The 23,785-nt window shown below is 72.9% G+C and carries 23 protein-coding genes and 6 pseudogenes; 24 read left to right on the forward strand and 5 right to left on the reverse strand.

The genetic code is table 11. From position 1 onward, the window contains the following. The first annotated feature begins 11 nt into the window (after nt 1–11). From ruvA to U6N30_RS12270, 10 genes and pseudogenes are all read left to right on the forward strand, one after another. Nucleotides 12–371 (forward strand): Holliday junction branch migration protein RuvA, encoded by a 360-nt coding sequence (ruvA, locus tag U6N30_RS12225; RefSeq protein ID WP_324277497.1) that lies wholly within the window; start codon nt 12–14, stop codon nt 369–371. Then, the gene (locus U6N30_RS12230; RefSeq protein ID WP_324277498.1) at nt 368–556 is read left to right on the forward strand and encodes a Holliday junction ATP-dependent DNA helicase RuvA; all 189 of its coding nucleotides are present in this window, start codon (nt 368–370) and stop codon (nt 554–556) included. The genes ruvA and U6N30_RS12230 overlap by 4 nt, the downstream gene beginning before the upstream one ends. Further along, a pseudogene (ruvB, locus tag U6N30_RS12235) lies at nt 553–1,422 on the forward strand (Holliday junction branch migration DNA helicase RuvB); the annotation flags it as partial. The gene U6N30_RS12230 and the pseudogene ruvB, both read left to right, overlap by 4 nt. Before the next feature lie 88 nt (nt 1,423–1,510). After that, complete coding sequence (locus tag U6N30_RS35415; protein WP_324277499.1) at nt 1,511–1,780, forward strand: hypothetical protein; 270 nt, start codon at nt 1,511–1,513, stop codon at nt 1,778–1,780. A gap of 102 nt (nt 1,781–1,882) precedes the next feature. Beyond that, entirely contained in the window at nt 1,883–2,197 is a 315-nt protein-coding gene (gene yajC, locus U6N30_RS12245) for a preprotein translocase subunit YajC (RefSeq protein ID WP_324277500.1), read from the forward strand. 13 nt (nt 2,198–2,210) lie between these two features. After that, a complete protein-coding gene (gene secD, locus U6N30_RS12250) occupies nt 2,211–3,860 on the forward strand; it encodes a protein translocase subunit SecD (RefSeq protein WP_324277501.1) in 1,650 nt (549 codons plus the stop codon). After that, nucleotides 3,857–5,194 (forward strand): protein translocase subunit SecF, encoded by a 1,338-nt coding sequence (secF, locus tag U6N30_RS12255; RefSeq protein WP_324277502.1) that lies wholly within the window; start codon nt 3,857–3,859, stop codon nt 5,192–5,194. The genes secD and secF overlap by 4 nt, the downstream gene beginning before the upstream one ends. A gap of 202 nt (nt 5,195–5,396) precedes the next feature. Continuing rightward, on the forward strand, nt 5,397–5,726 hold the full coding sequence (locus tag U6N30_RS12260) for a phosphoribosyltransferase family protein (RefSeq protein WP_324277503.1): 330 nt from the start codon (nt 5,397–5,399) through the stop codon (nt 5,724–5,726). A 164-nt stretch (nt 5,727–5,890) separates the two neighbouring features. Then, a complete protein-coding gene (locus U6N30_RS12265; protein WP_324277504.1) occupies nt 5,891–7,912 on the forward strand; it encodes a RelA/SpoT family protein in 2,022 nt (673 codons plus the stop codon). After that, on the forward strand, nt 7,909–8,331 hold the full coding sequence (locus tag U6N30_RS12270; RefSeq protein ID WP_324277505.1) for an ACT domain-containing protein: 423 nt from the start codon (nt 7,909–7,911) through the stop codon (nt 8,329–8,331). Before U6N30_RS12265 ends, U6N30_RS12270 begins: the two co-directional genes overlap by 4 nt. 79 nt (nt 8,332–8,410) lie before the next feature. On the opposite strand, the gene U6N30_RS12275 is transcribed toward U6N30_RS12270, so the two are convergent. Then, the gene (locus tag U6N30_RS12275; protein ID WP_324277506.1) at nt 8,411–9,403 is read right to left on the reverse strand and encodes a peptidylprolyl isomerase; all 993 of its coding nucleotides are present in this window, start codon (nt 9,401–9,403) and stop codon (nt 8,411–8,413) included. Here U6N30_RS12275 and U6N30_RS12280 point away from each other — a divergent pair. From U6N30_RS12280 to aspS, 4 genes and pseudogenes are all read left to right on the forward strand, one after another. Then, a pseudogene (locus U6N30_RS12280) lies at nt 9,396–9,980 on the forward strand (MBL fold metallo-hydrolase); the annotation flags it as partial. The gene U6N30_RS12275 and the pseudogene U6N30_RS12280 overlap by 8 nt on opposite strands. 94 nt (nt 9,981–10,074) lie before the next feature. Further along, nucleotides 10,075–11,340 carry a histidine--tRNA ligase gene (gene hisS / locus U6N30_RS12285; RefSeq protein WP_324277507.1) on the forward strand — a complete coding sequence of 422 codons (1,266 nt, stop codon included), beginning with the start codon at nt 10,075–10,077 and terminating at the stop codon, nt 11,338–11,340. 2 nt (nt 11,341–11,342) lie between these two features. Then, nucleotides 11,343–12,179, forward strand: a pseudogene (locus U6N30_RS12290) (aldo/keto reductase); the annotation flags it as partial. 175 nt (nt 12,180–12,354) lie between these two features. Further along, nucleotides 12,355–14,130, forward strand: coding sequence for an aspartate--tRNA ligase (aspS, locus tag U6N30_RS12295; protein WP_324277508.1), 1,776 nt, complete (start codon nt 12,355–12,357; stop codon nt 14,128–14,130). An 83-nt stretch (nt 14,131–14,213) separates the two neighbouring features. Here aspS and U6N30_RS12300 read toward each other — a convergent pair whose 3' ends face one another. Further along, the gene (locus tag U6N30_RS12300; protein WP_324277509.1) at nt 14,214–14,708 is read right to left on the reverse strand and encodes a hypothetical protein; all 495 of its coding nucleotides are present in this window, start codon (nt 14,706–14,708) and stop codon (nt 14,214–14,216) included. 18 nt (nt 14,709–14,726) lie between these two features. Between U6N30_RS12300 and U6N30_RS12305 the strand changes: the two genes are divergently transcribed. Further along, nucleotides 14,727–15,812 (forward strand): pyridoxal-phosphate-dependent aminotransferase family protein, encoded by a 1,086-nt coding sequence (locus U6N30_RS12305; RefSeq protein ID WP_324277510.1) that lies wholly within the window; start codon nt 14,727–14,729, stop codon nt 15,810–15,812. 80 nt (nt 15,813–15,892) lie between these two features. Here U6N30_RS12305 and U6N30_RS12310 read toward each other — a convergent pair whose 3' ends face one another. The 3 genes and pseudogenes from U6N30_RS12310 to U6N30_RS33815 form a co-directional block, all read right to left on the reverse strand. Then, nucleotides 15,893–16,771 carry a DUF559 domain-containing protein gene (locus U6N30_RS12310; RefSeq protein ID WP_324277511.1) on the reverse strand — a complete coding sequence of 293 codons (879 nt, stop codon included), beginning with the start codon at nt 16,769–16,771 and terminating at the stop codon, nt 15,893–15,895. A gap of 158 nt (nt 16,772–16,929) precedes the next feature. Then, nucleotides 16,930–17,154 carry an aldo/keto reductase gene (locus U6N30_RS12315; protein WP_324277512.1) on the reverse strand — a complete coding sequence of 75 codons (225 nt, stop codon included), beginning with the start codon at nt 17,152–17,154 and terminating at the stop codon, nt 16,930–16,932. Continuing rightward, a pseudogene (locus U6N30_RS33815) lies at nt 17,070–17,731 on the reverse strand (aldo/keto reductase). Before U6N30_RS33815 ends, U6N30_RS12315 begins: the two are co-directional and overlap by 85 nt. Nucleotides 17,732–18,070: 339 nt before the next feature. Here U6N30_RS33815 and U6N30_RS12330 point away from each other — a divergent pair. The 9 genes and pseudogenes from U6N30_RS12330 to ruvX form a co-directional block, all read left to right on the forward strand. Beyond that, nucleotides 18,071–18,745: pseudogene (locus U6N30_RS12330) on the forward strand (AAA family ATPase); the annotation flags it as partial. Continuing rightward, nucleotides 18,658–18,936, forward strand: a pseudogene (locus tag U6N30_RS12335) (AAA family ATPase); the annotation flags it as partial. The pseudogenes U6N30_RS12330 and U6N30_RS12335, both read left to right, overlap by 88 nt. Then, complete coding sequence (locus tag U6N30_RS12340) at nt 18,836–19,327, forward strand: AAA family ATPase (RefSeq protein WP_340371374.1); 492 nt, start codon at nt 18,836–18,838, stop codon at nt 19,325–19,327. The pseudogene U6N30_RS12335 and the gene U6N30_RS12340, both read left to right, overlap by 101 nt. Nucleotides 19,328–19,441: 114 nt before the next feature. Continuing rightward, the gene (locus U6N30_RS12345) at nt 19,442–19,867 is read left to right on the forward strand and encodes a DUF948 domain-containing protein (RefSeq protein WP_324277515.1); all 426 of its coding nucleotides are present in this window, start codon (nt 19,442–19,444) and stop codon (nt 19,865–19,867) included. Next, nucleotides 19,867–20,166: a hypothetical protein gene (locus tag U6N30_RS12350; RefSeq protein ID WP_324277516.1), complete on the forward strand. Its 300-nt coding sequence runs from the start codon at nt 19,867–19,869 to the stop codon at nt 20,164–20,166. The genes U6N30_RS12345 and U6N30_RS12350 overlap by 1 nt, the downstream gene beginning before the upstream one ends. 55 nt (nt 20,167–20,221) lie before the next feature. Beyond that, the gene (locus U6N30_RS12355; protein ID WP_324277517.1) at nt 20,222–20,542 is read left to right on the forward strand and encodes an alanine--tRNA ligase-related protein; all 321 of its coding nucleotides are present in this window, start codon (nt 20,222–20,224) and stop codon (nt 20,540–20,542) included. A 195-nt stretch (nt 20,543–20,737) separates the two neighbouring features. Beyond that, complete coding sequence (gene alaS / locus U6N30_RS12360; RefSeq protein WP_324278270.1) at nt 20,738–22,714, forward strand: alanine--tRNA ligase; 1,977 nt, start codon at nt 20,738–20,740, stop codon at nt 22,712–22,714. Beyond that, a complete protein-coding gene (locus tag U6N30_RS12365) occupies nt 22,660–22,896 on the forward strand; it encodes a DHHA1 domain-containing protein (RefSeq protein ID WP_324277518.1) in 237 nt (78 codons plus the stop codon). Before alaS ends, U6N30_RS12365 begins: the two co-directional genes overlap by 55 nt. Next, nucleotides 22,893–23,573, forward strand: coding sequence for a Holliday junction resolvase RuvX (gene ruvX, locus U6N30_RS12370; RefSeq protein WP_324277519.1), 681 nt, complete (start codon nt 22,893–22,895; stop codon nt 23,571–23,573). The genes U6N30_RS12365 and ruvX overlap by 4 nt, the downstream gene beginning before the upstream one ends. The last annotated feature ends 212 nt before the right edge of the window (nt 23,574–23,785 follow it).

Raw genomic sequence — 23,785 nt, forward strand, 5'->3', positions numbered from 1 at the left:
CTGGCCGTGCAGTGCACGCCGGGCACCATCGCCCGGCTGCAGGTCGGGAGAACGCCCGCCTGTCCACCAGCCTGGTCGTCCGGGAGGACTCGCTCACCCTCTACGGCTTCGCCGACGACGACGAGCGCCAGCTCTTCGAGCTGCTGCAGACCGCCAACGGGGTCGGTCCGCGGCTCGCCCAGGCGGTCCTGGCCATCCACCCGCCGCGCGAGGTGCGCCGTGCGGTCTCGATGGCCGACGTCACGGCGCTGATGCAGGTGCCGGGCATCGGCAAGAAGGGCGCCGAACGGCTGATCCTGGAACTGCGCGACCGGCTCGGCTCCTCACCTCCGACACCGTCCTCGACGCGCCGTCCGGCCTGCCGTCGGTGACGCCGGTCGCGCCGTGGCGGGACCAGCTCACGTCGGCCCTGGTCGGCCTCGGCTGGTCGGGCAGGGAGGCCGACACCGCCCTGACCCAGCTCGCCCCGGTCGCCGACGAGCAGATCGCGGCCACCGGCTCGGTGGAGGTCGCGGTCCTCCTGCGCCAGGCGCTGCAGCTGCTGGGTAGATCATGAGCTCGCCGTTCGACCGGCCGCTGGCCGGGGAGGTCGACGGCAGCCTGGGCCAGGACGCCGGGGTCTCGCCGCTGGCCGGCGACGAGGAGCGGGTGGTCGAGTCCGCGCTGCGCCCGCACTCGCTGCACGACTTCATCGGCCAGCCCAAGGTCTCCCGCCAGCTGGCGCTCGTGCTGGAAGGCGCGAAGCGACGGGGCCGGCCGCCGGACCACGTGCTGCTGTCCGGGCCGCCCGGGCTGGGGAAGACCAGCCTCGCGCTCATCATCGGCTCCGAGCTGGGCACCGCGGTGAAGATCACCAGCGGCCCGGCGATCGAGCGCTCCGGCGACCTCGCCGCGATGCTGTCCAACCTGGCGCCCGGTGATGTCCTCTTCATCGACGAGATCCACCGCATCGCCCGGCCCGCCGAGGAGCTGCTGTACATGGCGATGGAGGACTTCCGGGTCGACGTGGTGGTCGGCAAGGGGCCCGGCGCGACGGCCATCCCGCTCGAGATCAGCCCCTTCACCCTGGTCGGCGCCACCACCCGGGCCGGTCTGCTCACCGGCCCGCTGCGCGACCGGTTCGGTTTCGTCGGCCAGATGGAGTTCTACGACGTGGCGGAGCTGCAGCAGGTGCTGCGCCGCAGCGCCGACCTGCTCGGCGTCGACCTCACCGAGGACGGCTCCGTGGAGATCGCCGGCCGCTCCCGTGGCACGCCCCGCATCGCCAACCGGCTGCTGCGCCGGGTGCGTGACTACGCCGAGGTCGAGGCCGACGGGCGGGTCACCCGTGACGTCGCCCAGGCGGCGCTCGCGCTCTACGACGTCGACGTGCTGGGCCTGGACCGGCTCGACCGGGCCGTGCTGGAGGCCCTCGTCGTGCGGTTCGGGGCGGGCCGGTCGGCGTCGCCACCTTGGCGGTCGCGGTGGGGAGGAGCCGAACACGGTCGAGGAGGTCTGCGAGCCCTTCCTCGTGCGGGCCGGGCTGCTGGCCCGCACGCCGCGTGGCCGGGTGGCGACCGAGGCCGCGTGGCACCACCTGGGGCACCCGCTGCCGCGCGGCGGAGCGCTGCTCAGCGGGGCCGGCGGGGTGCTCGGCGGGGAACCGGCACACCGACGACCCCGGGTCCGTCGTCAGAGCCCCTGTTCGACGCATAGACTCACGAGCCGCTGGCGCGCAACTCGTCCGGCCGCGGCCGTGCGCGTCCCGTCCGGTCGCCCGTGGGCCGTGCAGCAGAGATGACCGAGGCATTCGAGCGGGTCCGGCCCCGGGCCCGCACCCACCGCGGAGCGCAACGCGCGGTAGAGAGGCACACCTGTCGTGGAGCAGTACTTTCCCATTCTCATGCTGGCCCTGCTGGCGATCCTGCTGTTCGTCCTGCCGGCCCGGCAGCGCAAGCGCATGCAGGCCCAGCAGCAGGAGCTGCAGAACTCCCTGACCGTCGGCACGCCCGTCATGACCACGAGCGGTCTGCACGGCACGGTCGCCGCCCTGTACGACGCGACCGTCGACCTCGAGATCGCGCCAGGGGTCGTCGCCACCTTCGCGCGGCCGGCGATCATGGAGATCCGCAAGCCGCTCGGCACCGTGGACGACGACGGCACCGACTCCGGGACGCCCGGCTCGACCGGCGGACGACCGGCCGACGGCACCGTCTGAGCCGGGGACTCCTGTGGCCAACCGTTCGCTGCCGGCAGGCCGGTACTTCGCTGCCTTCCTGCTGATCGTCGCGATCCTCTACGGGCTCATCTACTTCACGGGGGCCGTCCGCACCCCGCAGCTCGGTCTCGACCTGCGCGGCGGTACGACGGTGACGCTCACCGCCCGGACCCCGGACGGTCAGGCGCCGGCCCCCGAGGACCTGGAGCTGGCCCGCCAGATCATCGAGCAGCGGGTCAACGGTCTCGGCGTCGCCGAGGCCGAGGTGGTGACCGAGGGCGAATCGAACATCGTCATCTCCGTCCCGGGTGACGACGGCGATCAGGCCCGCGAGCTCGGGCAGACGGCCCAGCTGCGGTTCCGTCCCGTCCTGGGCGGCCCCGAGCCGGTCATCCCCGCGTCGGAGAGCCCGGCCTCGGAGAGCCCGGCGACCGACAGCGCCGCGCCCACGGACGACGCGGCGGCGACCGACAGCGCCGCGCCGACCGATCCGGCCACACCGACGGAGTCGGCCGCTCCGTCCGGCGACGCGGTGTCCGATCCGGCGACGGACGAGTCCCGGCCGCCGGTGACGCAGGAGGAGGCGGCCGCGGAGTACGCGACGCTGACCTGCGACGGCGACGACGCGGGCACGGTGGACCGCACCGACGACTTCGTCGCCGCCTGCAGCGAGGACGGCACGGCCAAGTACCTGCTCGGCCAGGCCGTCGTCGAGGGCACCGATGTCACCGACGCGTCCGCCGGTACCCGTGCCGGTACCGGCGAGTGGGTCGTCAACCTCGACTTCAACAACGAGGGCTCGACGGCCTGGGCGGCCTACACCGCCGCCAACATCGGCCAGAGCGTCGGGATCACCCTCGACGGCCGGATCATCTCCGCGCCGACGATCAACAACGCCATCCCCGGCGGCGGTACGGAGATCTCGGGCAGCTTCGACCAGGAGTCGGCCACGGAGCTGGCCAACCAGCTCAAGTACGGCGCGCTGCCGCTGAGCTTCACCCAGGCCACCGCGCAGTCGATCTCGACGGAGCTGGGGGCGGAGCAGTTGCGTGCCGGCCTCATCGCCGGCGCCCTCGGGGTCGCCCTGGTCTTCGTCTACTCGCTGATCTACTACCGGCTCCTCGGCCTGGTGATGATCGCCAGCCTCATCCTGTCCGGCGTCGTGGTCTACGCGGCGCTGGTGCTGCTGGGCCGGCAGATCGGCTTCACGCTCAGCCTCGCCGGCATCGCCGGGTTCATCGTGTCCCTGGGCATCACGGCCGACTCGTTCGTCGTGTACTTCGAACGGCTCAAGGACGAGATCCGCGAGGGCCGCAGCTTCCGGTCGGCGGTGCCCCGCGCCTGGGTCCGGGCCCGCCGGACGATCCTGTCGGCCGACGCGGTCAGCTTCCTGGCCGCGGCGATCCTGTACCTGCTGGCCATCGGTGACGTGAAGGGCTTCGCCTTCACCCTCGGCCTGTCCACGGTGCTCGACCTCGTGGTCGTCTTCCTCTTCACCCACCCGCTGATGGTGGTCCTCGCCCGGTTCAAGTCGTTCGGGAGCAGCCGGATGTCCGGACTCGGCCGGGTCGAGCACACCCGGAGGCCGTCCAGCGGCGCAGCGGTCGAGCGCGACCTCGTCGGCGCCCGGTCCGGCGGCAGCGCAGACAGGAGCACGTCATGACCCGCACGCCCGACGACGAGCTGCTCGACGGACCGGTCGAGCAGACGTCGGACGAGCAGAGCCTCGCCGACGCCGGGCTGTCCCAGGACGTGGGGCCCGCTCCGGGGGCGTCCACCCGGAAGGGGCGCCGGTTCGCGGGCCTGGGCCACCGGCTCTACAACGGCGAGGCCGGGCTCGACGTCGTCGGCAACAGCCGGCTCATCTACCGCATCACCGCGGTGGTCATCCTGCTCTGCCTGCTGTCGATGGTCTTCCGCGGCTTCAACTTCGGCATCGACTTCGCCGGCGGCAACAGTCTCCGGCTGCCCGGCACGGAGCAGCAGCTCACGGACGTCCGGGAGGCCGCCGAGACGGCCGGTGCGGACGTGTCCACCGTCCAGGTCGTGGGCGGCGACACCGTGCTACTGCGCACCGCCGCCCTCGACAACGACACCGAACGGGCCGTCGTCGAGGCGGTCGCCGAGGCGGCCGGGGTGGAGCCGAACCAGGTGAGCCCCGAGTCGGTCAGTGCCGAGTGGGGCCAGGACATCACCGACCAGGCGCTGATCGCCCTCGTGGTCTTCCTGGTCGCCGTGGTGCTGTTCCTCGCCGTGCGCTTCCAGCCGAAGATGGCGATCGGTGCGATGGGTGCACTGGCGCACGACATCGTCGTGACGGCGGGCATCTACGCCCTTGTCGGCTTCGAGGTCACACCGTCGACGGTGATCGGCTTCCTGACGATCCTGGGGTTCTCGCTCTACGACACCGTCGTCGTCTTCGACAAGGTCGACGAGAACGTGAAGGACCTCGAGCGCAGCGCCCGCATGACCTGGAGCGAGGCGGCCAACCTCGCGGTCAACCAGACGCTCATGCGCTCGATCAACACGTCGGTGATCGCGCTGCTCCCGGTGGCGGGGCTGCTGTTCGTCGGGGCGGGCCTCCTGGGTGTCGGCACGCTCAAGGACCTCGCCCTGGTGCTGTTCGTCGGCCTCGCGGCGGGGACCTACTCCTCGATCATCCTGGCCACGCCGATCGTGGCCGATCTCAAGGAGCGGGAGCCGGAGGTGCAGGCCCTGCGCCGGCGCGTCCAGGCCCGTCGCTCCTCCGCGGCGCGTCAGGGCGGTGCGCGGTCGGCCGCTCCCGCCGGCCCGGTGGCCAGTGCCCGGCGCGCGCGACCGGCCCGCGGCGGTGTCGCGGTGGCCGAGCTGCCGGACTCCGTCCAGGCCGACGTCGTCGTCGAGTCGCCGGACTCGGTGCGTCGCGAACCGGGAAGCGCCCCTGCGGCGCCGCGTCCCGGTGCCCGGCCGCAGCGGCCCGACGGCAAGGGTCGGTCCGCCGCCAAGAAGCGCCGGTGAGCGCGGCACCGGTGTCAGGTGCCCCTCAGGGCGACGTGCCGCTGGACGTGCTGATCGCGTCGCTGACCGTCGACGTCCCCGACCACCCGGAACCGGGGGTCCTGTTCCGGGACCTCACGCCCGTCTTCGCCGACGGGGTCGCCTTCCGCCGGATGGTCGAGGGCTCGCCGCACCGGCATCGTCGGATCCACGGGCGGCAGCCGTGGCCGAGTCGTCGGCCCGGGACTTCGACGTCGTCGTCGGTGTCGAGGCTCGCGGCTTCCTCCTCGCGGCGGCGGTCGCCTTCGACCGCGGGGTCGGCGTGGTACCGGTGCGCAAGGCGGGCAAGCTGCCGCGCGATCGCGTCGCCGCCGACTACGTGCTCGAGTACGGGACGGCGACGCTCGAGCTGCACGCCGACTCCATCCGCCGGGGCGCGCGGGTGCTCGTCGTCGACGACGTGCTCGCGACCGGGGGACGCTGGGCGCCACCGTCGAGCTGGTCGAGCGGCTCGGCGGCGTGGTGGCCGCCGTCTCCGTGGTCGTGGAGCTGACCGCACTCGGCGGTCGCGAGCGGCTCGCGCCGCACACCGTGCACGCGCTCTGGGCTACCTGACCGGGGAGACGTCGACCTCGTTCGGGGTCGGGCGGCGCCGGGTGACCGCAGGTCCCGCTAGCATGGAACGGGTCATCTCTCCTCTGTCGGGCAGGAGTCGCCGTGGCCTCGGACGTAGCCGCAGACGCGGCTCCCACGCGGCCGGGCGAGCCCGCCACCGACGAGGCGGCCGGCCCCCAGGCCGGTCCGCCGCGCCGGCCACCGCTGCCCGACCGGCCCGCGGTGCGCCGCCCCGACGACGTGGGGTCCGAGCCGGGCGCCACCGAGGCTCCTCGTCGCCGGGTTCGCGACCGGCTGGCCCGCCGCATCGTCGCCAGCCCGCGCACCCCTGTCGTGCGCCCGGTCCTCGAGCCGCTCGCCGCCCTGCACCGGCAGAGCCATCCGAAGGCGGACCTGGCGCTGCTGCAGCGGGCCTACGACGTGGCCGAGGCCGCGCACGCCGCCCAGAAGCGCAAGAGCGGCGACCCCTACATCACGCACCCGCTCGCCGTCGCCACGATCCTCGCCGGCCTCGGGATGGACACCACGACCCTGGTCGCCGCCCTGCTGCACGACACGGTGGAGGACACCGGCGTCACGCTGGAGTCGATCACCGCCGACTTCGGCTCGGAGGTCACCCACCTCGTCGACGGCGTCACCAAGATCGACAAGGTGAAGCTGGGCGACGCCGCCCAGGCCGAGACCATCCGCAAGATGATCGTGGCCATGGCCCGCGACCCGCGGGTCCTCGTCATCAAGCTGGCCGACCGGCTCCACAACATGCGCACGCTGCGCTTCCTCCCGCCCGAGAAGCAGGAGAAGAAGGCGCGCGAGACGCTGGAGATCCTCGCCCCGCTCGCCCACCGGCTGGGCATGAACACGATCAAGTGGGAGCTCGAGGACCTCGCGTTCGCCACGCTCTACCCCAAGCGCTACGACGAGATCGTCCGGCTGGTCGCCGAGCGCGCGCCGTCGCGGGACACCTACCTGGCCGAGGTGACCTCGCAGGTCAGCGAGCAGCTCAAGGCGGCGAAGATCGACGCCGTCGTCACCGGCCGGCCCAAGCACTACTACTCGATCTACCAGAAGATGATCGTCCGCGGCCGCGACTTCACCGACATCTGGGACCTGGTCGGCATCCGGATCCTGGTCGACTCGGTACGCGACTGCTACGCCGCACTCGGCATCATGCACGCGCACTGGCAGCCGCTGCCCGGCCGCTTCAAGGACTTCGTGGCGATGCCGAAGTTCAACATGTACCAGTCGCTGCACACGACGGTGATCGGCCCGCACGGCAAGCCGGTCGAGCTGCAGATCCGCACCCACGACATGCACCGCACCGCCGACTTCGGCATCGCGGCGCACTGGAAGTACAAGGAGAGCGCGCGGGCCGGCGGCAAGCCGAGCGCCGGCGAGTTCGGCGCGCCCCCGAAGGTCGGCTCGCCCGACGACATGCTGTGGCTGCGTCAGTTGCTGGACTGGCAGCGGGAGGCGCAGGAGCCCGGCGAGTTCCTCGAGACGCTGCGCTACGACCTCGGTCCGCAGGAGGTCTTCGTCTTCACGCCCAAGGGCGACGTGATCAGCCTGCCCGGGGAGTCCACGCCGGTCGACTTCGCCTTCGCCGTGCACACCGAGGTGGGCTACCGCACGATCGGTGCCCGGGTGAACGGCTCGCTGGTGTCGCTGGACAGCAAGCTCGCCAACGGCGACGTCGTGGAGGTCTTCACCTCCCGCTCACCGACGGCCGGTCCCTCTCAGGACTGGCTGCAGTTCGTCGGCTCGTCGCGGGCGCGCACGAAGATCCGGCAGTGGTTCACCAAGGAGCGCCGCGAGGACGCGGTCGAGGCCGGCAAGGAAGCCCTCACCCGCGCCATGCGCAAGGCCGGCCTGCCGCTCCAGCGGCTGCTCGGCGGTGAGGCGCTGAGCACCCTGGCCAAGGACCTGCGCTACGCCGACGTCACGGCGCTGTACGCGGCGGTGGGGAGAACCAGATCTCGGCCGCTTCGGTCGTGGAGAAACTCATCACCGCGATGGGTGGCAGCGAGGGCGCGGTCGAGGACATCGCCGAGACGGCGATCCCGACCCGCCGGTCGGTTCCCCGGCGGGCGGCCGGAGGCGACCCGGGCGTCGTCGTCCACGGCATGAGCGACGTCTGGGCCAAGCTGGCCAAGTGCTGCACCCCGGTGCCCGGCGACGACATCCTCGGCTTCGTCACCCGCGGCGGCGGCGTGAGCGTGCACCGCACCGACTGCACCAACGCGGCCGACCTGCAGCGCAAGCCGGAGCGGCTGGTGGAGGTCGAGTGGGCGTCCCAGCCCGGCTCGGTGTTCCTGGTCGCCATCCAGGTCGAGGCGCTCGACCGGCACAGGCTGCTGTCCGACGTCACCAAGGCACTGGCCGACGAGCGGGTCAACATCCTGTCCGCCTCGGTGCAGACCAGCCGCGACCGGGTGGCCGTCAGCCGGTTCACCTTCGAGCTCGCCGACCCGGCCCACCTGGGCGCCGTGCTGCAGACCGTGCGCAACGTGGACGGCGTCTTCGACGTCGAGCGCGTCACCGCCTGACGTCCTCGCCGCCCCCGGCATAGGTACCTATACCTGCATCCCCGCCCTCGGAACGCAGGTATAGGTACCTATGCCCCGGTCAACTCTGGACGGACAGGGAGTCGATCGTCACCGGGATCGCCGGGGCGCCGTCGCCCTCGGGGCCGACGTCCTCGATGCCGCCGGCTGCGACCTGGTCCAGAACGGCGAGACCTGCCTCGTCCACCGTGCCGACGACGGTGTACTCCGGCGGCAGCGTGGTGTCGGTGAAGGTCAGGAAGAACTGGCTGCCGGTGGTGCCGGGCGCCGCGGTCTTCGCCATCGCGATGGTGCCCCGCGGATAGGTCGTCTCCGGCGTGACCTCCTCGGCGTACTTGTAGCTGGGGCCGCCGGAACCGGTGCCGGTCGGGTCGCCGCACTGCAGGACGCCGAAGCTGGGCTGCACGACCAGGCGGTGGCAGGTGCTGCCGTCGAAGAACGACTGCTGCGCCAGGTAGGTGAAGCTGGCGGCGGCGCAGGGGCCTTCGCCCGGTCGAGGGTCAGGGTGAGGTCGCCCTGGTCGGTGCTCATGAGCAGCGTGCTGGTGCCCTGGGCCGGGGTCGACTCGGGCGTGGGCGGCGTGCCCACGTCGGTGAGGTTGGGGTTCCCCGAGGCGTCGGGCGCGTACGTGCAGGTGACGGTGCCGTCGGCGTTCGTCGAGGGCGCGGCGGCGCTCGTCTCGCTGGTGGGCGCGGTCGGCGTGGGGTCGGCCGCGGCCTCGGTGTCGTCGTCCGAGAACACCCCGGTGATCAGCAGCGCGGCGACGACCACCGCGAGGACGGCGACCGCGCTGGCGATGATGCCCAGGTTGCGGCGGCGCTTCTTGGCCTGCTCGGCACGGCGCTCCAGCTGGCGCTGCAGGTGACGCTGGGCGGCCTGGCGCCGCTGCTTGTTCGTGGGCACGGGTTCGGTACTCCTCGGACGGACGGTGCGCGGGCGCGATCGGTGAACCGTTCGCCCGCTGCTCGGCGGCGAGTCTAGGTGCCGAAGCTGCGGGTTCCCTGGCGGCGCCCGGGGCGCGCCAACCTCCCGCGTAACCTGCACGGGTGCTCATCCGCTCCTTCCCCGCCGGCGCGTTCGGCACCAACTGCTACGCCGTGGCCTCGGGGCCCGGGCAGGAGTGCGTCGTCGTCGATCCCGGCATGGACGCCGTCGAGCCCCTGGCCCGGATGCTGGCCGACGACGGGCTCAAGCCGGTCGCCGTCGTCCTCACCCACGGGCACCTGGACCACACCTTCTCGGTGCTGCCGGTGTGCGACGGCTACGACATCCCCGCGTACCTGCACCCGGCCGACAACGGCATGCTCGCCGACCCCGCGCGGTGGCACGGGCCGCAGCTGGCCCCGCTGATCACCGGCGTGCGGCTGCCCGACCCGTCGGAGGTGCGCGCCCTCGACGACGGCGCGGTGCTCTCCCTCGCGGGCGTCGAGCTGACCGTCCGGCATGCGCCCGGCCACACGCAGGGCTCGGTCATGTTCTCCGTCGACCTGGGAGAGGCGCCCGGTCTGCTGGCCGGTGACGTCCTGTTCGCCGGCTCGGTCGGCCGGGTGGACCTGCCCGGCGGGTCGTGGGACGCCATGCTGACCTCGCTGCGCGACGTCGTCCTGCCGCTGGACGACGAGACGGTGGTGCTGCCCGGCCACGGCCCGGCCACGACGATCGGGCGGGAGCGGGCCACGAACCCGTACCTGGCCGAGGCGGCTGCCGCACCGAAGGGAGAGGCTTGTGAGCTCGGGCCTGACCGCCCCGAAGGGCACCTTCGACACGCTGCCGCCGGACTCCGCGCGCTTCCTCGCCGTCCGCGACACGCTCACGGCGCCGCTGCGCCGGGCCGGATACGGCTACGTCGAGACGCCGGTCTTCGAGGAGACCGCCGTCTTCTCCCGCGGGGTGGGTGAGTCGACCGACGTCGTGACGAAGGAGATGTACACCTTCGACGACCGCGGCGGCCGCTCGCTCACCCTCCGCCCGGAGCTGACCGCCGGGCTGATGCGCGCCTTCATCGAGCACCGGCTGCACGATGGCGCCCTGCCGGTGAAGCTGTGGACGGTGGGCTCCGCGTTCCGGTACGAGCGCCCGCAGGCCGGCCGCTACCGGCACTTCACCCAGGTCGACATGGAGGCGCTCGGCACCGACGACCCGGCGCTCGACGCCGAGGTGGTGGCGCTCGGCGTCCGGGGCTTCCGCGACCTCGGCCTGACCGACTTCGAGCTGCTGCTCACGTCGCTGGGTGACGCGACCTGCCGGCCGCAGTACCGGGAGCTGCTCGTCGCCTACCTGGACAAGCTCGACCTCGACGAGGAGACCCGGCGGCGCGCGGCGATCAACCCGCTGCGGGTGCTCGACGACAAGCGCCCCGAGGTGCAGGCCCAGCTCGACGACGCGCCGCTGATGGTCGACCACCTCTCGGACTCCACCAGGGCGCACTACGACGCCGTCCGCCAGCACCTCACCGACCTCGGGGTGACCTGGACGGAGGCGCCGCGACTGGTCCGCGGGCTGGACTACTACACGAAGACGACCTTCGAGTTCGTGCACTCCGGGCTGGGTGCGCAGTCGGCCATCGGCGGCGGAGGCCGCTACGACGGGCTGTCGGCGGCGCTCGGGGGCCCGGACGTCTCGGGCATCGGGTACGCCGTCGGCGTCGACCGCACCCTGCTCGCCGTCCAGGCCGAGGGACTCGACCTCGGGGCTCAGGCGGGCGTGCAGGCGTTCGTCGTCCCGCTGGGGGTGGAGGCCAAGCGGCTCGCCGTCCGGCTGGTCGGGCAGCTGCGGGAGGCCGGGATCTCCGCGGACACCGTCTACGGCGATCGCGGGCTCAAGGGGTCGATGAAGGCCGCCGACCGCTCCGGCGCCACCCATGTGGTCGTCGTCGGTGACCGCGACCTCGCCGAGGGCGTGGGCCAGCTGAAGGACATGCGCAGCGGCGAGCAGCGGCCCGTCCCGGTGGGAGAGCTGTTCGAGACGCTGCGTGGAACTGTGGGGGCATGAGCATGGAACTGCGACCACTCGGGCGAACCGGTGCCGACGTCAGCGTGATCGGCCTCGGCACCTGGCAGCTGGGCGGTGACTGGGGCGACGTCGACGACGACGCCGCCGCCGAGGTCCTCGACGCCGCGCTGGACGCCGGCGTGACGCTGCTGGACACCGCCGACGTCTACGGCGACGGGCGCTCGGAGGAGCGGATCCGCAAGGCGCTGGCCGCGCGCGACGAGCGGCCGTTCGTCGCCACCAAGGCCGGCCGCCGCGCCGACCCCTTCGAGGCGGAGCAGTACACGCCGGAGAATCTGCGGGCCTGGATCGACCGGTCCCGCCGCAACCTCGGTGTCCAGACGCTCGACCTCGTCCAACTGCACTGCCCGCCGCCGGCCGTGTACTCCGACCAGCGGGTGTACGACACGCTCGACGGCTTCGTGGCCGATGGTTCGATCGCTGCCTACGGCGTCTCCGTGGAGACCGTCGAGGAGGGCCTCACCGCCCTGCAGCACCCGGGGGTGGCCACCATCCAGGTCATCCTCAACGTCTTCCGGCGCAAGCCGCTGGAGGAACTTCTCCCGGCCGCCCGCCGTGCCGACGTCGGGATCCTCGCCCGCGTGCCCCTGGCCAGCGGGCTGCTGACCGGCAAGTACGACGAGTCGACGGAGTTCCCGGCCGACGACCACCGGAACTTCAACCGCAACGGCGAGGCCTTCGACGTGGGCGAGACCTTCGCCGGTGTGCCGTTCGAGGTCGGCGTCGCCGCGGCCCGGGAGGTCGCCGAGATCGCCGGCGACAGCGTCCCCACGGCCGCCTTCGCGCTGCGCTGGGTCATCGACCAGCCCGGCGTCACCACGGTCATCCCCGGCGCCCGCAACGTCACGCAGGTGCGCGGCAACGTCGCGGCCGCATCGATGGCACCCCGTCCGACGCCCAGCTCGCCGACCTCGAGCGGGTGTACGACGAGCGCATCCGCGCGCACGTCCACGACCGCTGGTGAACCTTCCTCCCGACGAAAGGCACTGACCCGTGCTCCGCTCCCACGACGCCGGAACGCTGCGCGCGTCCGACGCCGGATCCACCGTCACCCTCGCCGGCTGGGTGGCCCGCCGCCGCGACCACGGCGGCGTGGTCTTCCTCGACCTGCGCGACGCCTCGGGGTACGTGCAGGTCGTCGTCCGCGAGGAGGAGGCCCACCACCTCCGCAACGAGTACTGCGTGCTCGTGACCGGGGAGGTGCGGCGGCGGCCCGAGGGGAACGAGAACCCGGAGCTGCCGACGGGGGACATCGAGGTGGCGACGACGACGCTGCAGGTGCTGTCGGCCGCGGCGCCGCTGCCCTTCCCCATCGAGAGCGAGCAGGCCGCCTCGGACGACGTCCGCTACAAGTACCGCTACCTCGACCTGCGCCGGCAGGGCCCGGCCCGGGCGATGCGGGTCCGCTCCGAGATCAGCCGGGTGGCCCGCGAGGTGATGCACCGGCACGGCTTCGCCGAGGTGGAGACGCCGAACCTCACCCGGTCGACGCCCGAGGGGGCGCGCGACTTCGTCGTCCCGGTCCGCCTGCAACCGGGCAAGTGGTACGCCCTGCCCCAGTCGCCGCAGCTGTTCAAGCAGCTGCTCATGATCGGTGGGCTCGAGCGCTACTACCAGATCGCCCGCTGCTTCCGGGACGAGGACTTCCGCGCCGACCGGCAGCCGGAGTTCACCCAGCTGGACTTCGAGATGAGCTTCGTCGACCGTGACGACGTGCTCGCCGTCGCCGAGGACGTCGTCCGCGCGCTGTGGCGCGAGCTGGCGTCCTACGAGGTGCCGGAGATCCCGCGGATGACCTACCGCGAGGCGATGGACCGGTTCGGTTCCGACAAGCCGGACCTGCGGTTCGGCATCGAGCTGACCGAGCTGACGGCGTACTTCTCGGACACCCCGTTCCGTGTCTTCCAGGCGCCCTACGTCGGCGCCGTCGTCATGCCCGGTGGCGGGTCGCAGCCGCGGCGGGCGTTCGACGCGTGGCAGGACTGGGCCAAGTCGCGCGGTTACCGCGGCCTGGCGTACGTGACCGTCGGCGAGGACGGCACGCTGGGCGGGCCGGTCGCCAAGAACATCTCCGACGCCGAGCGCGAGGGCCTGGTCGACGCCGTCGGGGCGAAGCCGGGCGACTGCGTCTTCTTCGCCGCAGGCGCGCGCCGCTCCGCCCAGGAGCTCCTCGGGGCCGCCCGCAACGAGATCGCCAAGCGCCTGGACCTCATCGAGGAGGGCACCTGGTCGTTCCTGTTCGTCGTGGACTTCCCCATGTTCGAGGAGACCGAGGACGGCTCCTGGACGTTCATGCACCACCCGTTCACCTCGCCCACCCCGGAGTGGCGGGAGACCTTCGCCGACGACAAGGGCGCGGCGCTGTCGGACGCCTACGACATGGTGATCAACGGCAACGAGGTCATGAGCGGCTCGGTCCGTATCCACGACGCCGACCTGCAGGAGCGGGTGTTCGAGACGCTCGGCATGTCCCGGGAGGAGGCCCGCGAGCGGTTCGGCTTCTTCCTGGAGGCCTTCGCGTACGGCCCGCCGCCGCACGCGGGTGCCGCGCTCGGCTGGGACCGGCTCGCAGCGCTGCTCACCGGGGTGGAGTCGATCCGCGAGGTCATCGCCTTCCCCAAGACCGGCGCCGGGTTCGACCCGCTGACCGGTGCGCCCACGCCGGTCACCGACGCCCAGCGGAAGGAAGCGGGCATCGACGCGAAGCCGGAGGAGCCGGCGCTCCCCGGCGAGCCCGGCGCTCCCGGCCCGACGAATTCCGCCCGCTGAGTCCTGTCCCGAGTCGATCATCGGCGGATGGCCGGCCCGACCGGCGTGTCGGACAGCCACTCGCCGATGATCGACGGCGCGGTTCAGTCCGCGACGTCGAGCGGCCACACCACCCGGAGGCGCTCGAAGACGACCTCCAGCTCGTCTGACCACTCCTCGCCCCGCGCGGCTGCGTCCGCCGGAAGTAGCGCTCGTGCTCCTCGAGCCAGCTCGCGCGGGTGCGGTCGCCCTCGCCCTCGTCCCAGGCGAACGCGTCGTCGACGCTGTCCAGCCGGCCGAGGCGGAGCTCCACGCTGCGGAGGACGCACCGCGGCGCACCCGCTCCGTCGCAGGGGATCCAGTGGCCGCCGATCCGGGGAGCGGCTCCCCTCGGCGGCGAAGTCGGCGACCAGCCCGGCGGTCGCCCGCTTCGTGCCGGCGAGCACCAGGCCGATCAGCTCGTCGGCGAGCGCGGCGCCGTCGCCGAACCGCTCGACGGCGGGCTCCTCGAGCGGGGGTGCGGGGAGGGTGGCGACGTACTCGCGCCACATGGCGAGGGCGGCGGGGCGGTCCAGGTCGCCCGGCTGGTCGGTGCTCACGCCGGTAGTTTGCTCGACATGCCGCTGCGTGCCCGCACCCTGCTCGGACCCGGTCCCTCCAACCCCTACCCGGAGGCCACCGTCGCCCTCGGGCAGCCGCTGCTCGGCCACCTCGACCCGGAGTTCCTCCGGATCCTGGACGAGACGTCGGAGCGGCTGCGCCAGGTCTTCGGGACGGCGAACCGGCGCACCCTGCCGTTGTCCGCGACCGGTTCGGCGGGCATGGAGGCGGCGTTCGTCAACACCGTGGGCCCCGGCGACGTCGTCGTGGTCGCCGTCAACGGCCTGTTCGGGCAGCGGATGGTGGAGGTCGCCTCGCGCTGCGGGGCCGAGGTGGTCGCGGTCGAGCACGAGTGGGGTCGGCCGGTCGACGCCGACCGCGTGCTGGCCGCCCACCCCGCGCCCAAGCTGATCGCCGCCGTCCACGCGGAGACCTCGACCGGCGTGCGCTCGGACCTCGAGCCGCTGGCGGCCGGCAAGGGCGACGCGCTCCTCCTGGCCGACTGCGTGACCTCGCTCGGCGGCATCCCGGTGCGGCTCGACGACTGGGGCGTGGACCTGGCGTACGCAGGCTCGCAGAAGTGCCTCGGCGTGGCCCCCGGCCTCGCACCGTTCGCGATCAACGACCGGGCATGGGAGCGGCGGATCGAGAAGCCGCAGAGCTGGTACCTCGACCTCGGCCTGCTCGGCGGCTACGCCGGCGAGGCGGCAGGGTCGGGCCGGACCTACCACCACACCGCGCCGACGGGCATGGTCGTGTCGCTGCACGCCGGACTCGGCCGGATCCTCGAGGAGGGCTGGACGCCGTACACGCCCGCCACGCCGAGGCCGGCCGGCTGCTGCACGAGGGGCTCGGCGAGCTGGGGCTGGAGCTGTTCGCCTCCGAGGGCACCGGCTGCCCGAGCTGACGACGGTGGAGGTGCCGGACGGCGTCGACTCGGCCGCCGTCCGCAAGGAGCTGCTGGAGCGCTACGACCTCGAGATCGGCGGGGAGTCGGGGCCTACGCGGCGACGGTCTGGCGCATCGGCCTCATGGGACCCAACGCCGCGCCCGACAAGGTGGCGCTGGTGCTGGCGGCGCTGAAGGACGTCCTCGGCCGCTGAGGCGGTACCACCCGTTGATCATCGTCTGCGTGCGCGTTTCTGCGGCGCGCCGGCCCGTGTCCCGTGCAGGCAGACGATGATCAACCGGGGCCTGGCGTCCAGCCGCGCTGCTGGAGGGCGCGCCGGGTCCGGTCCACTACGACACCGGCCCGGCCGAGGTGCCGGTTGGCGAACCGCAGGGTCAGCCATCCGTCGGCGGACATGAGCGAGTAGCGGTCGATGTCCCGGTCGAACTGTTCGTGCTCGGCGTGCTGGCGGCCTTCGTATTCGAGGGCGACCTTCCACTGCTCGTAGCCCAGGTCGGCGTGGGCGACCTCGCGCCCCCGGCGGTCGCGGATGGGTATCTGCAGCTGCGGGTCGGGCAGGTCGCTGGCCAGCAACCAGTACCGCAGTTCGCTCTCCCGCGGGGAGGCGGCGCGTCCGTCGACGTAGGGTGCCCAGCGCCTGGCGCGGACGACGCCGCGGACGCGGGCCGCGCGGGTGAGCCTGTCCTCCAGCGCTCCGAGGTCGAGGTGACCCGCTCGCGCGAGCGCGTCGCCGAGCGCCAGGAGAGCCGGCGGCCGCAGCGCGGCTGCCAGGTCGAGGAAGGTCTGCGCGCCGGACGTGACGGCCAGTCCCTCGATCTCGGATGTGTCCTGGTCCTCCAGGGTGCGGGTGTGCACCCTCAGCCCCGCGTGCTGGGGAAGCACGTGACGCGGGGTCAGGACGACGTGGACGTCCTCCGCCCTCGAGGCGGCGCACCCGTAGAGCGCCGAGGCGGTGTGCAGCCCGAACGCGGCGTCGGCCGGTAGGACCCGGCGCCACGCCCGGCATCGTGTCGGCAGGTCCAGGGCCGCCGACCGGGACACGTACAGCCCGCGGTTCAGCCGGACGCCGTCCGAGGAGATCTGCCGTCGGGTCACGCCGAGCGCCCGCGCCTCGGCCCAGGTGTAGCTCTCGTCGAGAGGGATTCCGTCCACGGGTGGACGCTCGCCGGTGACCGGGCCCTCCGGCCGGTCGCCGGCTCATCGGTGGACGGGCGCCGTCCCTGTGGATGGGGCACCCTGCCGCGTCGATCATCGGCTGCGTGCACGACCGAGCGGCGAGCCCTGCCGTGTTGCGTGCACGCAGACGATGATCAACTCGGGTTCAGGCGGGCGAGCTGGTCGGCGCTGAGGGTGAGGTGGGTCGCGGCGGCGGAGTCCCGGATCGATGCGGGCCGGGAGGCGCCCGGGATCGGCAGGACGACGTCGGCCTGCGCCAGGTGCCAGGCGAGCGTCACCTGGTGGACCGAGACGCCGAGCTCGGCGGCGACCTCGGCGAACGCGGGCGCCGCGGTGTCGAGCGAGCCCGCCGCCGGCACTCCGCCGAACGGGCTCCAGGGCAGCCACGCCAGTCCGTGCTCCGCGCAGTGCGCCAGCTCGACCGCCGAGGACCGGTAGCCGGGGAGAACTGGTTCTGCACGCTCACCAGCGCGTCCCCGAGGACCGCGCGGGCCGAGTCGATCTGCGGGACGGAGGCGTTGGAGATGCCCACCATGCGCACCAGGCCGTCGTCGAACAGCTCGCGCAGCGCGGCCATCGACACCTCCCACGGCGTCGAGGGTCGGGCCGGTGGAACTGGTAGAGCCCGATCGCCTCCACTCCCAGTCGCCGCAGCGACGCCTCGCACGCCTTCCTGAGGTAGGACGGCGACCCGTCGAGCCCCCAGGCGCTGCCGTCCCGGGTGTGGCCGCCCTTGGTCGCCACCAGCACGGACGACGTGTCGCCGTAGCTGCGCAGGGCACGCGCGACCAGTTCTTCGTTGTGCCCGAACTCGCTCTCGTCGTGGGCGTAGGCGTCCGCGGTGTCGATGAGGGTGACCCCGGCGTCCAGGGCGGCGTGGACGGTGGCGTCGGCCTCGGCGGGTCTCGGCCGGTCCTCCTTCGAGGACAGGGGCATGGCGCCCAGGCCGATGGCCCCGACGTCGAGCCGGCCGACGGTGTCGTTCCCGATGCTTCGCTGCTGCACGGAGGGTGTCGTGCCCCGCGGGTAGCGTCTGAACCGTGAGCGGACAGGCGCGTGAGCATCGCGGCGTCGGGAGCCGACAGCGAGTGAGCATCGCAGCGAGCGCCAGCGAGCGAGGAGCGGAGCGAGCGCGGAGGCGACCCATGGGAACGGAACGAGTGAGGAGCGGAGCGCGCCGCGGAAGCGAACTGACGGTATGAGCTCGCTGTTCGACGATCCGGCCGAGGCGGCTGCCGAGGCGGCGGTCGACGCCGGGGCCCCTTGGCGGTCCGCATGCGGCCTCGTGCGCTCGACGAGGTCGTGGGTCAGCGGCACCTGCTGGGCGACCGGGCACCGCTGCGCCGGCTGGTCGAATCCGACGAGCCGATGTCGCTGGTCCTCTACGGCCCGCCCGGCACGGGGAAGACGACGCTGGCACACGTCATCTCCCTGGCCACGAAGCGGCAGTTCGTCCAGCTCTCGGCCCTGGACTCCGGCGTGAAGGAGGTGCGGGCGGTCATCACCGCCGCCAAGCGGGAGCTCACCTACGCCGGGCGCCGCACGGTCCTGTTCATCGACGAGGTGCACCGCTTCTCCAAGACCCAGCAGGACTCGCTGCTCAGCGCGGTGGAGGACCGCATCGTCAGCCTCATCGCCGCCACCACCGAGAACCCGTTCTTCTCCGTGGTCAGCCCGCTGCTGTCGCGCAGCCTCGTCCTCGCCCTGCAGCCGCTGTCCGACGACGACGTCCGCGCAGTCCTGCACCGTGCGCTGACCAGCGAGCGTGGCCTCGACGGCGCCGTCACCCTGACCGAGGAGGCGGAGCTGCACCTGGTGCGGGTTGCCGGCGGTGACGCGCGCAAGGCGCTCACCGCCCTTGAATCCGGCGCGGGGGCGGCGAGGGCGGTCGGCAGCGACGTCCTGGACCTGGCCACCCTCGAGACCGCCGTCGCCCAGGCCGCGGTGCGCTACGACCGCCAGGGCGACCAGCACTACGACGTCGCCAGCGCGTTGATCAAGAGCATCCGCGGCAGCGACGTGGACGCCGCCCTGCACTACCTGGCCCGCATGGTGGAGGCGGGGAGGACCCGCGGTTCATCGCCCGCCGGCTGGTCATCTCGGCCAGCGAGGACATCGGCATGGCCGACCCGACGGCGCTGCTCACCGCGGTCGCGGCCGCCGACGCGGTGGCCTTCATCGGGATGCCCGAGGGCCACTTCCGCTGGCGCAGGCGGTGGTGCACCTGGCGACGGCGCCCAAGTCGAATGCCGTCACGGCGGCCATGGGGAGTCCGTGGCCGACGTCCGCGCCGGCCAGGCCGGCCCGGTTCCGCCGGGCCTGCGCGACGGGCACTACGCCGGCGCCAAGAAGCTCGGCAACGCGCAGACCTACGTCTACCCGCACGCCCATCCCGACGGCGTGGTCCCGCAGCAGTACCCGCCCGACGCGCTGGTGGGCAAGGACTACTACCGGCCGACCTCCCGCGGCGCGGAGGCGCGGCTGGGCGAGCGGCTGGCCAAGCTGCGGGCGATCATCCGTCGCGGGCGCTGAGCGGGCTGCCGATACAGGTCCGGGGTGCCGCGGCCGCGCGACTACTGTGACCCCGCCGGGCCGAACTCCCACATCCGAGCCCGGCCGATCTTCAGACCGAGAACAGGAGCGCGCGTGTCCGTAGGAGAGATCGCCGGGCTGGTCGCAGCCGGCGCCTTCGTACTGCTGGTGGTGCTGGTGGCCGTGCCGCTGCTCAAGCTCGGGCGCACGCTCGACGAGACCACGCTGACCATCCGGCAGGTCCGTGAGCAGAGCGCGCCGATCCTGGGCCAGGCCAGCACCACGGTCGCCCACGTGAACAGCAACCTCGAGCGGGTCGACGACATCACCGGCAACGCGGCGAACGTGTCCAGCAACGTGGCCGCCCTGACCAGCGTCGTCGCCGCCACCCTGGGCAGCCCGCTGATCAAGGTCGCCGCCTTCAGCTACGGCGTGCGCAGCGCGACGAAGAAGAAGCGCGAGGGCGCAGCACTGGCCGACGCAGCGGCGCGGGACAAGGCCGAGCGCCGTGCCCGCCGTGCCGCACGGCGGGCAGCCTGATGCGCCGGCTGTTCTGGCTCGCCATGGGCATCACCATCGGCGCCCTCGTCGTGCGCAAGCTCAGCCGGGCCGCGGAGAAGATGACGCCGGCCGGCATCGGGGCTCCATCGCCGAGGGACTGCGCGACCTCGCCGATGCGATCGGCGACTTCGGTGCCGACATCCGGGACGCGATGGCCGAGCGCGAGCAGGAGCTCCGGGCCGGGACCGGTCTGGATGCACCCCTGCCCAGCGGCGACCAGGTGCAACTGCCCGGACGGCACGGCGCCCACAGCGCTGAATGACAGGGCCGACAGCTGACGCCCGCCGTGGGCGCCGCCTGGGGCACCCGATTCGCAGAACTGAGTAGATCCTGATGCAGACCGCCGAGATCCGCCGCCGCTTCCTCGAGCACTTCGCCGAGCGCGGGCACACCGTCGTCCCCAGCGCCTCGCTGGTGTCCCCGGACCCGTCGCTGCTGTTCACCGTCGCCGGCATGGTCCCGTTCATCCCGTACCTGACGGGGCGGGAGCCCGCGCCCTACCCGCGCGCGACCAGCGTCCAGAAGTGCGTCCGCACCCTCGACATCGAGGAGGTGGGCAAGACCACCCGGCACGGCACGTTCTTCCAGATGAACGGCAACTTCTCCTTCGGTGACTACTTCAAGGAGGGGCGATCCAGTACGCGTGGGAGCTGATCACCGGGCGGCTGGAGGACGGCGGGCTCGGCTTCGACCCCGAGCAGATCTGGGCGACGGTCTACCTGGACGACGACGAGGGGCCGACGCCTGGCACCGGATCGCCGGCCTGCCCACCGACCGCATCCAGCGGCTGGGCAAGAAGGACAACTACTGGCACACCGGCGCCCCCGGCCCGGGGGTCCGTGCTCGGAGATCTACGTCGACCGGGGTTCGGAGTTCGGCCCCGACGGAGGCCCGGCCGTCGACCTCGCCGGTGACCGGTTCCTGGAGATCTGGAACCTCGTCTTCATGCAGTACGAGCTCGACGAGGTCCGCAGCAAGGAGGAGTTCCGGGTCCTCGGCGAGCTGCCGAAGAAGAACATCGACACCGGCATGGGCCTGGAGCGCGTCGCCTACCTGATGCAGGGCGTCGACAACATGTACGAGATCGACGAGGTCGCGCCGGTGCTGCGCCGCGCCGCCGAGCTGGCCGGCGTCACCTACGGTCGCGATCACGAGGCCGACGTCCGGCTCCGCGTCGTGGCCGACCACGTGCGCAGCGGCCTGATGCTCATCGGCGACGGGATCACCCCGGGCAACGAAGGCCGGGGCTACATCCTGCGCCGGCTGCTGCGCCGCGCCGTCCGCTCGATGAAGCTGCTCGGTATCGACGAGGCGACCCTCCCCGAGCTGCTCCCGGTGTCCCGTGACGCGATGGGTGCCAGCTACCCCGAGCTCGTCACCGATTTCGACCGGATCTCCGCCGTCGCGTACGCCGAGGAGGAGGCCTTCCGCCGCACCCTGACCTCCGGGACGACGCTGTTCGACACCGCCGTCGCCCAGGCCAAGAAGGTCGGCACTCCCGCGCTCTCCGGTGAGCAGGCGTTCAGCCTGCACGACACCTACGGCTTCCCGATCGACGTCACCCTCGAGATGGCCGCCGAGCAGGGCGTGACCGTCGACGAGGAGGGGTTCCGCGCGCTCATGAAGGAGCAGCGCGACCGCGCCCGCGCCGATGCCCGCGCGAAGCGCACCGGCTCGGTCGACGTCCTCGCCTACCGGCGGCTGCTCGCCGAGCACGGCCCCACCGACTGGCAGGCGTACGACACGCTGCGCACCGACTCGCGGGTCCTGGCGCTCGTCGCCGACGAGGAGGACGGCGGAGCGGTCGCCGGCCCCGGCGAGCTCGTCCGCGTCGTCCTGGACCGCACGCCGTTCTACGCCGAGTCCGGCGGTCAGGTCGCCGACGCCGGGATCCTCACCTGGGACGGCGGGCGCGCCGAGGTGCTCGACGTCCAGCGGCCGGTCAAGGGCCTGGTCGCCCACCAGGTGCGGGTGCTCGACGGTGAGCTCCGCGAGGGCGCCGAGCTGACCGCCGAGGTGGACTACGAGTGGCGGCTGTCGGCCTGCCAGGCGCACTCGGGCACGCACGTCGTGCACGCCGCGCTGCGGCAGGTGCTCGGGCCGCAGGCGCTGCAGTCCGGTTCCTACAACCGGCCGGGCTACCTGCGGCTGGACTTCGCCTGGCAGGGCGCGCTGACCCAGCAGCAGCGCACCGACATCGAGGACGTCGCCAACGCGGCCGTCCGGGCCGACCACACGGTGACGGCGTCGTACATGACGCTGCCCGAGGCACAGGCGTTCGGCGCGATCGCGCTCTTCGGCGAGACCTACGGCGAGCAGGTGCGCGTCGTCGAGATCGGCGGCCCCTGGTCGCGCGAGCTCTGCGGTGGCACCCACGTGCGCGGCAGCGCGCAGATCGGCACGCTGGCGCTGACCGGCGAGTCGTCCGTCGGCTCGGGTGCGCGCCGCGTGGAGGCCGTCGTCGGCCTCGAGGGCTTCCGCTACCTCGCCCGTGAGCGCGACCTCGTCCGCCAGCTGGGGGACCTGCTCAAGTCCCCGCAGGACGGGCTCGTCGACCGGGTCAGCGGGATGCTGGCCCGTCTGCGGGACGCCGACAAGGAGCTCGCCGAGCTGCGGTCGCAGCAGTCCGTCGCGGCGGCCGGTCAGCTGGCCGCCGCCGCGACGGACGTCGACGGCGTCGCCGTGGTGACCGGCTCGCCCGCCGGTCTGGGCGGGGCGATCTCCGCACGCTCGCCCTCGACGTGCGGGGTCGACTCGCCGACCGGCCGGCCGTGGTCCTGCTGGCATCGGAGTCCGGTGGCAAGGTGGCACTGGTGGCCGCGCTGAACCCGGCGGCCCTCGAGCGTGGGCTGTCGGCCAACGACGTGCTGCGGGCTGCTGCGGCGCCGGTCGGCGGCCGCGGCGGAGGCAAGGCGGACGTCGCCCAGGGCGGCGGCACGGACCCCGCGGGTATCCCCGCAGCACTGCAGGCCGGCGAGCAGGCGGTCGTGACCGCCACGGGAAGGTGACCAACGTGTCCGGATCCGAGTACAACCCCGAGGACACCGGCCCGGTCGGCGGGCGGCGGCGCGAGCTGCCGGCCGTGCCACCGGCGCGGCCTCGTACGAACCCGTCACAGCCGCAGTACCACCCGACGACGGAGCTCGACCTCGGCCGCGGCTTCCCGCCGGTCTCCAACGAGACCAGCGAGATCGACCTCAGCGGCGGCTGGCCCGACCACCTCAAGGTGCCGCCGCGCCGCCCGTCGGCGCAGCGGGCCGCGGGACGGGTGCTCGGTGTCGACGTCGGCACCGTGCGCGTCGGGCTGGCGCTGTCGGACCCCTCGGGCACCCTCGCCAGCCCGCTGGAGACGTTGCGCCGGGCCAGGAACAAGTCCGATCTGGACCGCCTCGCCGCCCTGGTGGTGGAACACGAGGTGACGGAGGTGGTGGTGGGGGAGCCGGTGCACCTGTCGGGTGCGTCGGGCGCTTCGGCGCAGGACGCTGCCGATTACGCTCAGGAACTAGCCGACCGCATTCCGGATGTGCCGGTGATCCTGATCGACGAAAGGCTTTCCACCGTGACCGCAGCCAGTCACCTGCGCGAGGGCGGCATCGACAGCCGCAAGCAGCGAGCGGTGATCGACCAGGCGGCCGCCGTGGTCATCCTGCAACAGTTCCTCGACAGCCGGCGGCCGCGCACGTGACCGAGCTTGCGAGGTCACGCGGAGGCACAGCACGGACCGGCACGGATCCGGCGAGCGCCAGCGAGGTGGATTCGTGACGGACGTCGGCGGGGGCGGCACTCCTCGCCCGGCGGTTCCCTGCCCCCGACGGACGGCTACGGATTCAGCCTGCCGCGGTACGAGCCGGCCCGCTACGAGGTGCCGCCGTACGTCACCGGCGGCTTCGAGCCGAC

Origin of the sequence: Blastococcus brunescens (genome assembly GCF_035320885.1) — a bacterium.
In the GTDB taxonomy this organism is placed as follows: domain Bacteria; phylum Actinomycetota; class Actinomycetes; order Mycobacteriales; family Geodermatophilaceae; genus Blastococcus_B; species Blastococcus_B brunescens.

Bases quoted from the DNA above. Each gene is read 5' to 3' on its own strand.
- U6N30_RS12305 (WP_324277510.1), top strand. From the start codon at position 14,727: ATGCCGCTGCGTGCCCGCACCCTGCTCGGACCCGGTCCCTCCAACCCC.
- U6N30_RS12270 (WP_324277505.1), top strand. From the start codon at position 7,909: ATGAGCGACGTCTGGGCCAAGCTGGCCAAGTGCTGCACCCCGGTGCCC.
- U6N30_RS12275 (WP_324277506.1), bottom strand. From the start codon at position 9,403: ATGAGCACCCGTGCAGGTTACGCGGGAGGTTGGCGCGCCCCGGGCGCC.
- U6N30_RS12355 (WP_324277517.1), top strand. From the start codon at position 20,222: ATGCAGACCGCCGAGATCCGCCGCCGCTTCCTCGAGCACTTCGCCGAG.
- secF (WP_324277502.1), top strand. From the start codon at position 3,857: ATGACCCGCACGCCCGACGACGAGCTGCTCGACGGACCGGTCGAGCAG.
- yajC (WP_324277500.1), top strand. From the start codon at position 1,883: ATGCTGGCCCTGCTGGCGATCCTGCTGTTCGTCCTGCCGGCCCGGCAG.
- U6N30_RS12350 (WP_324277516.1), top strand. From the start codon at position 19,867: ATGCGCCGGCTGTTCTGGCTCGCCATGGGCATCACCATCGGCGCCCTC.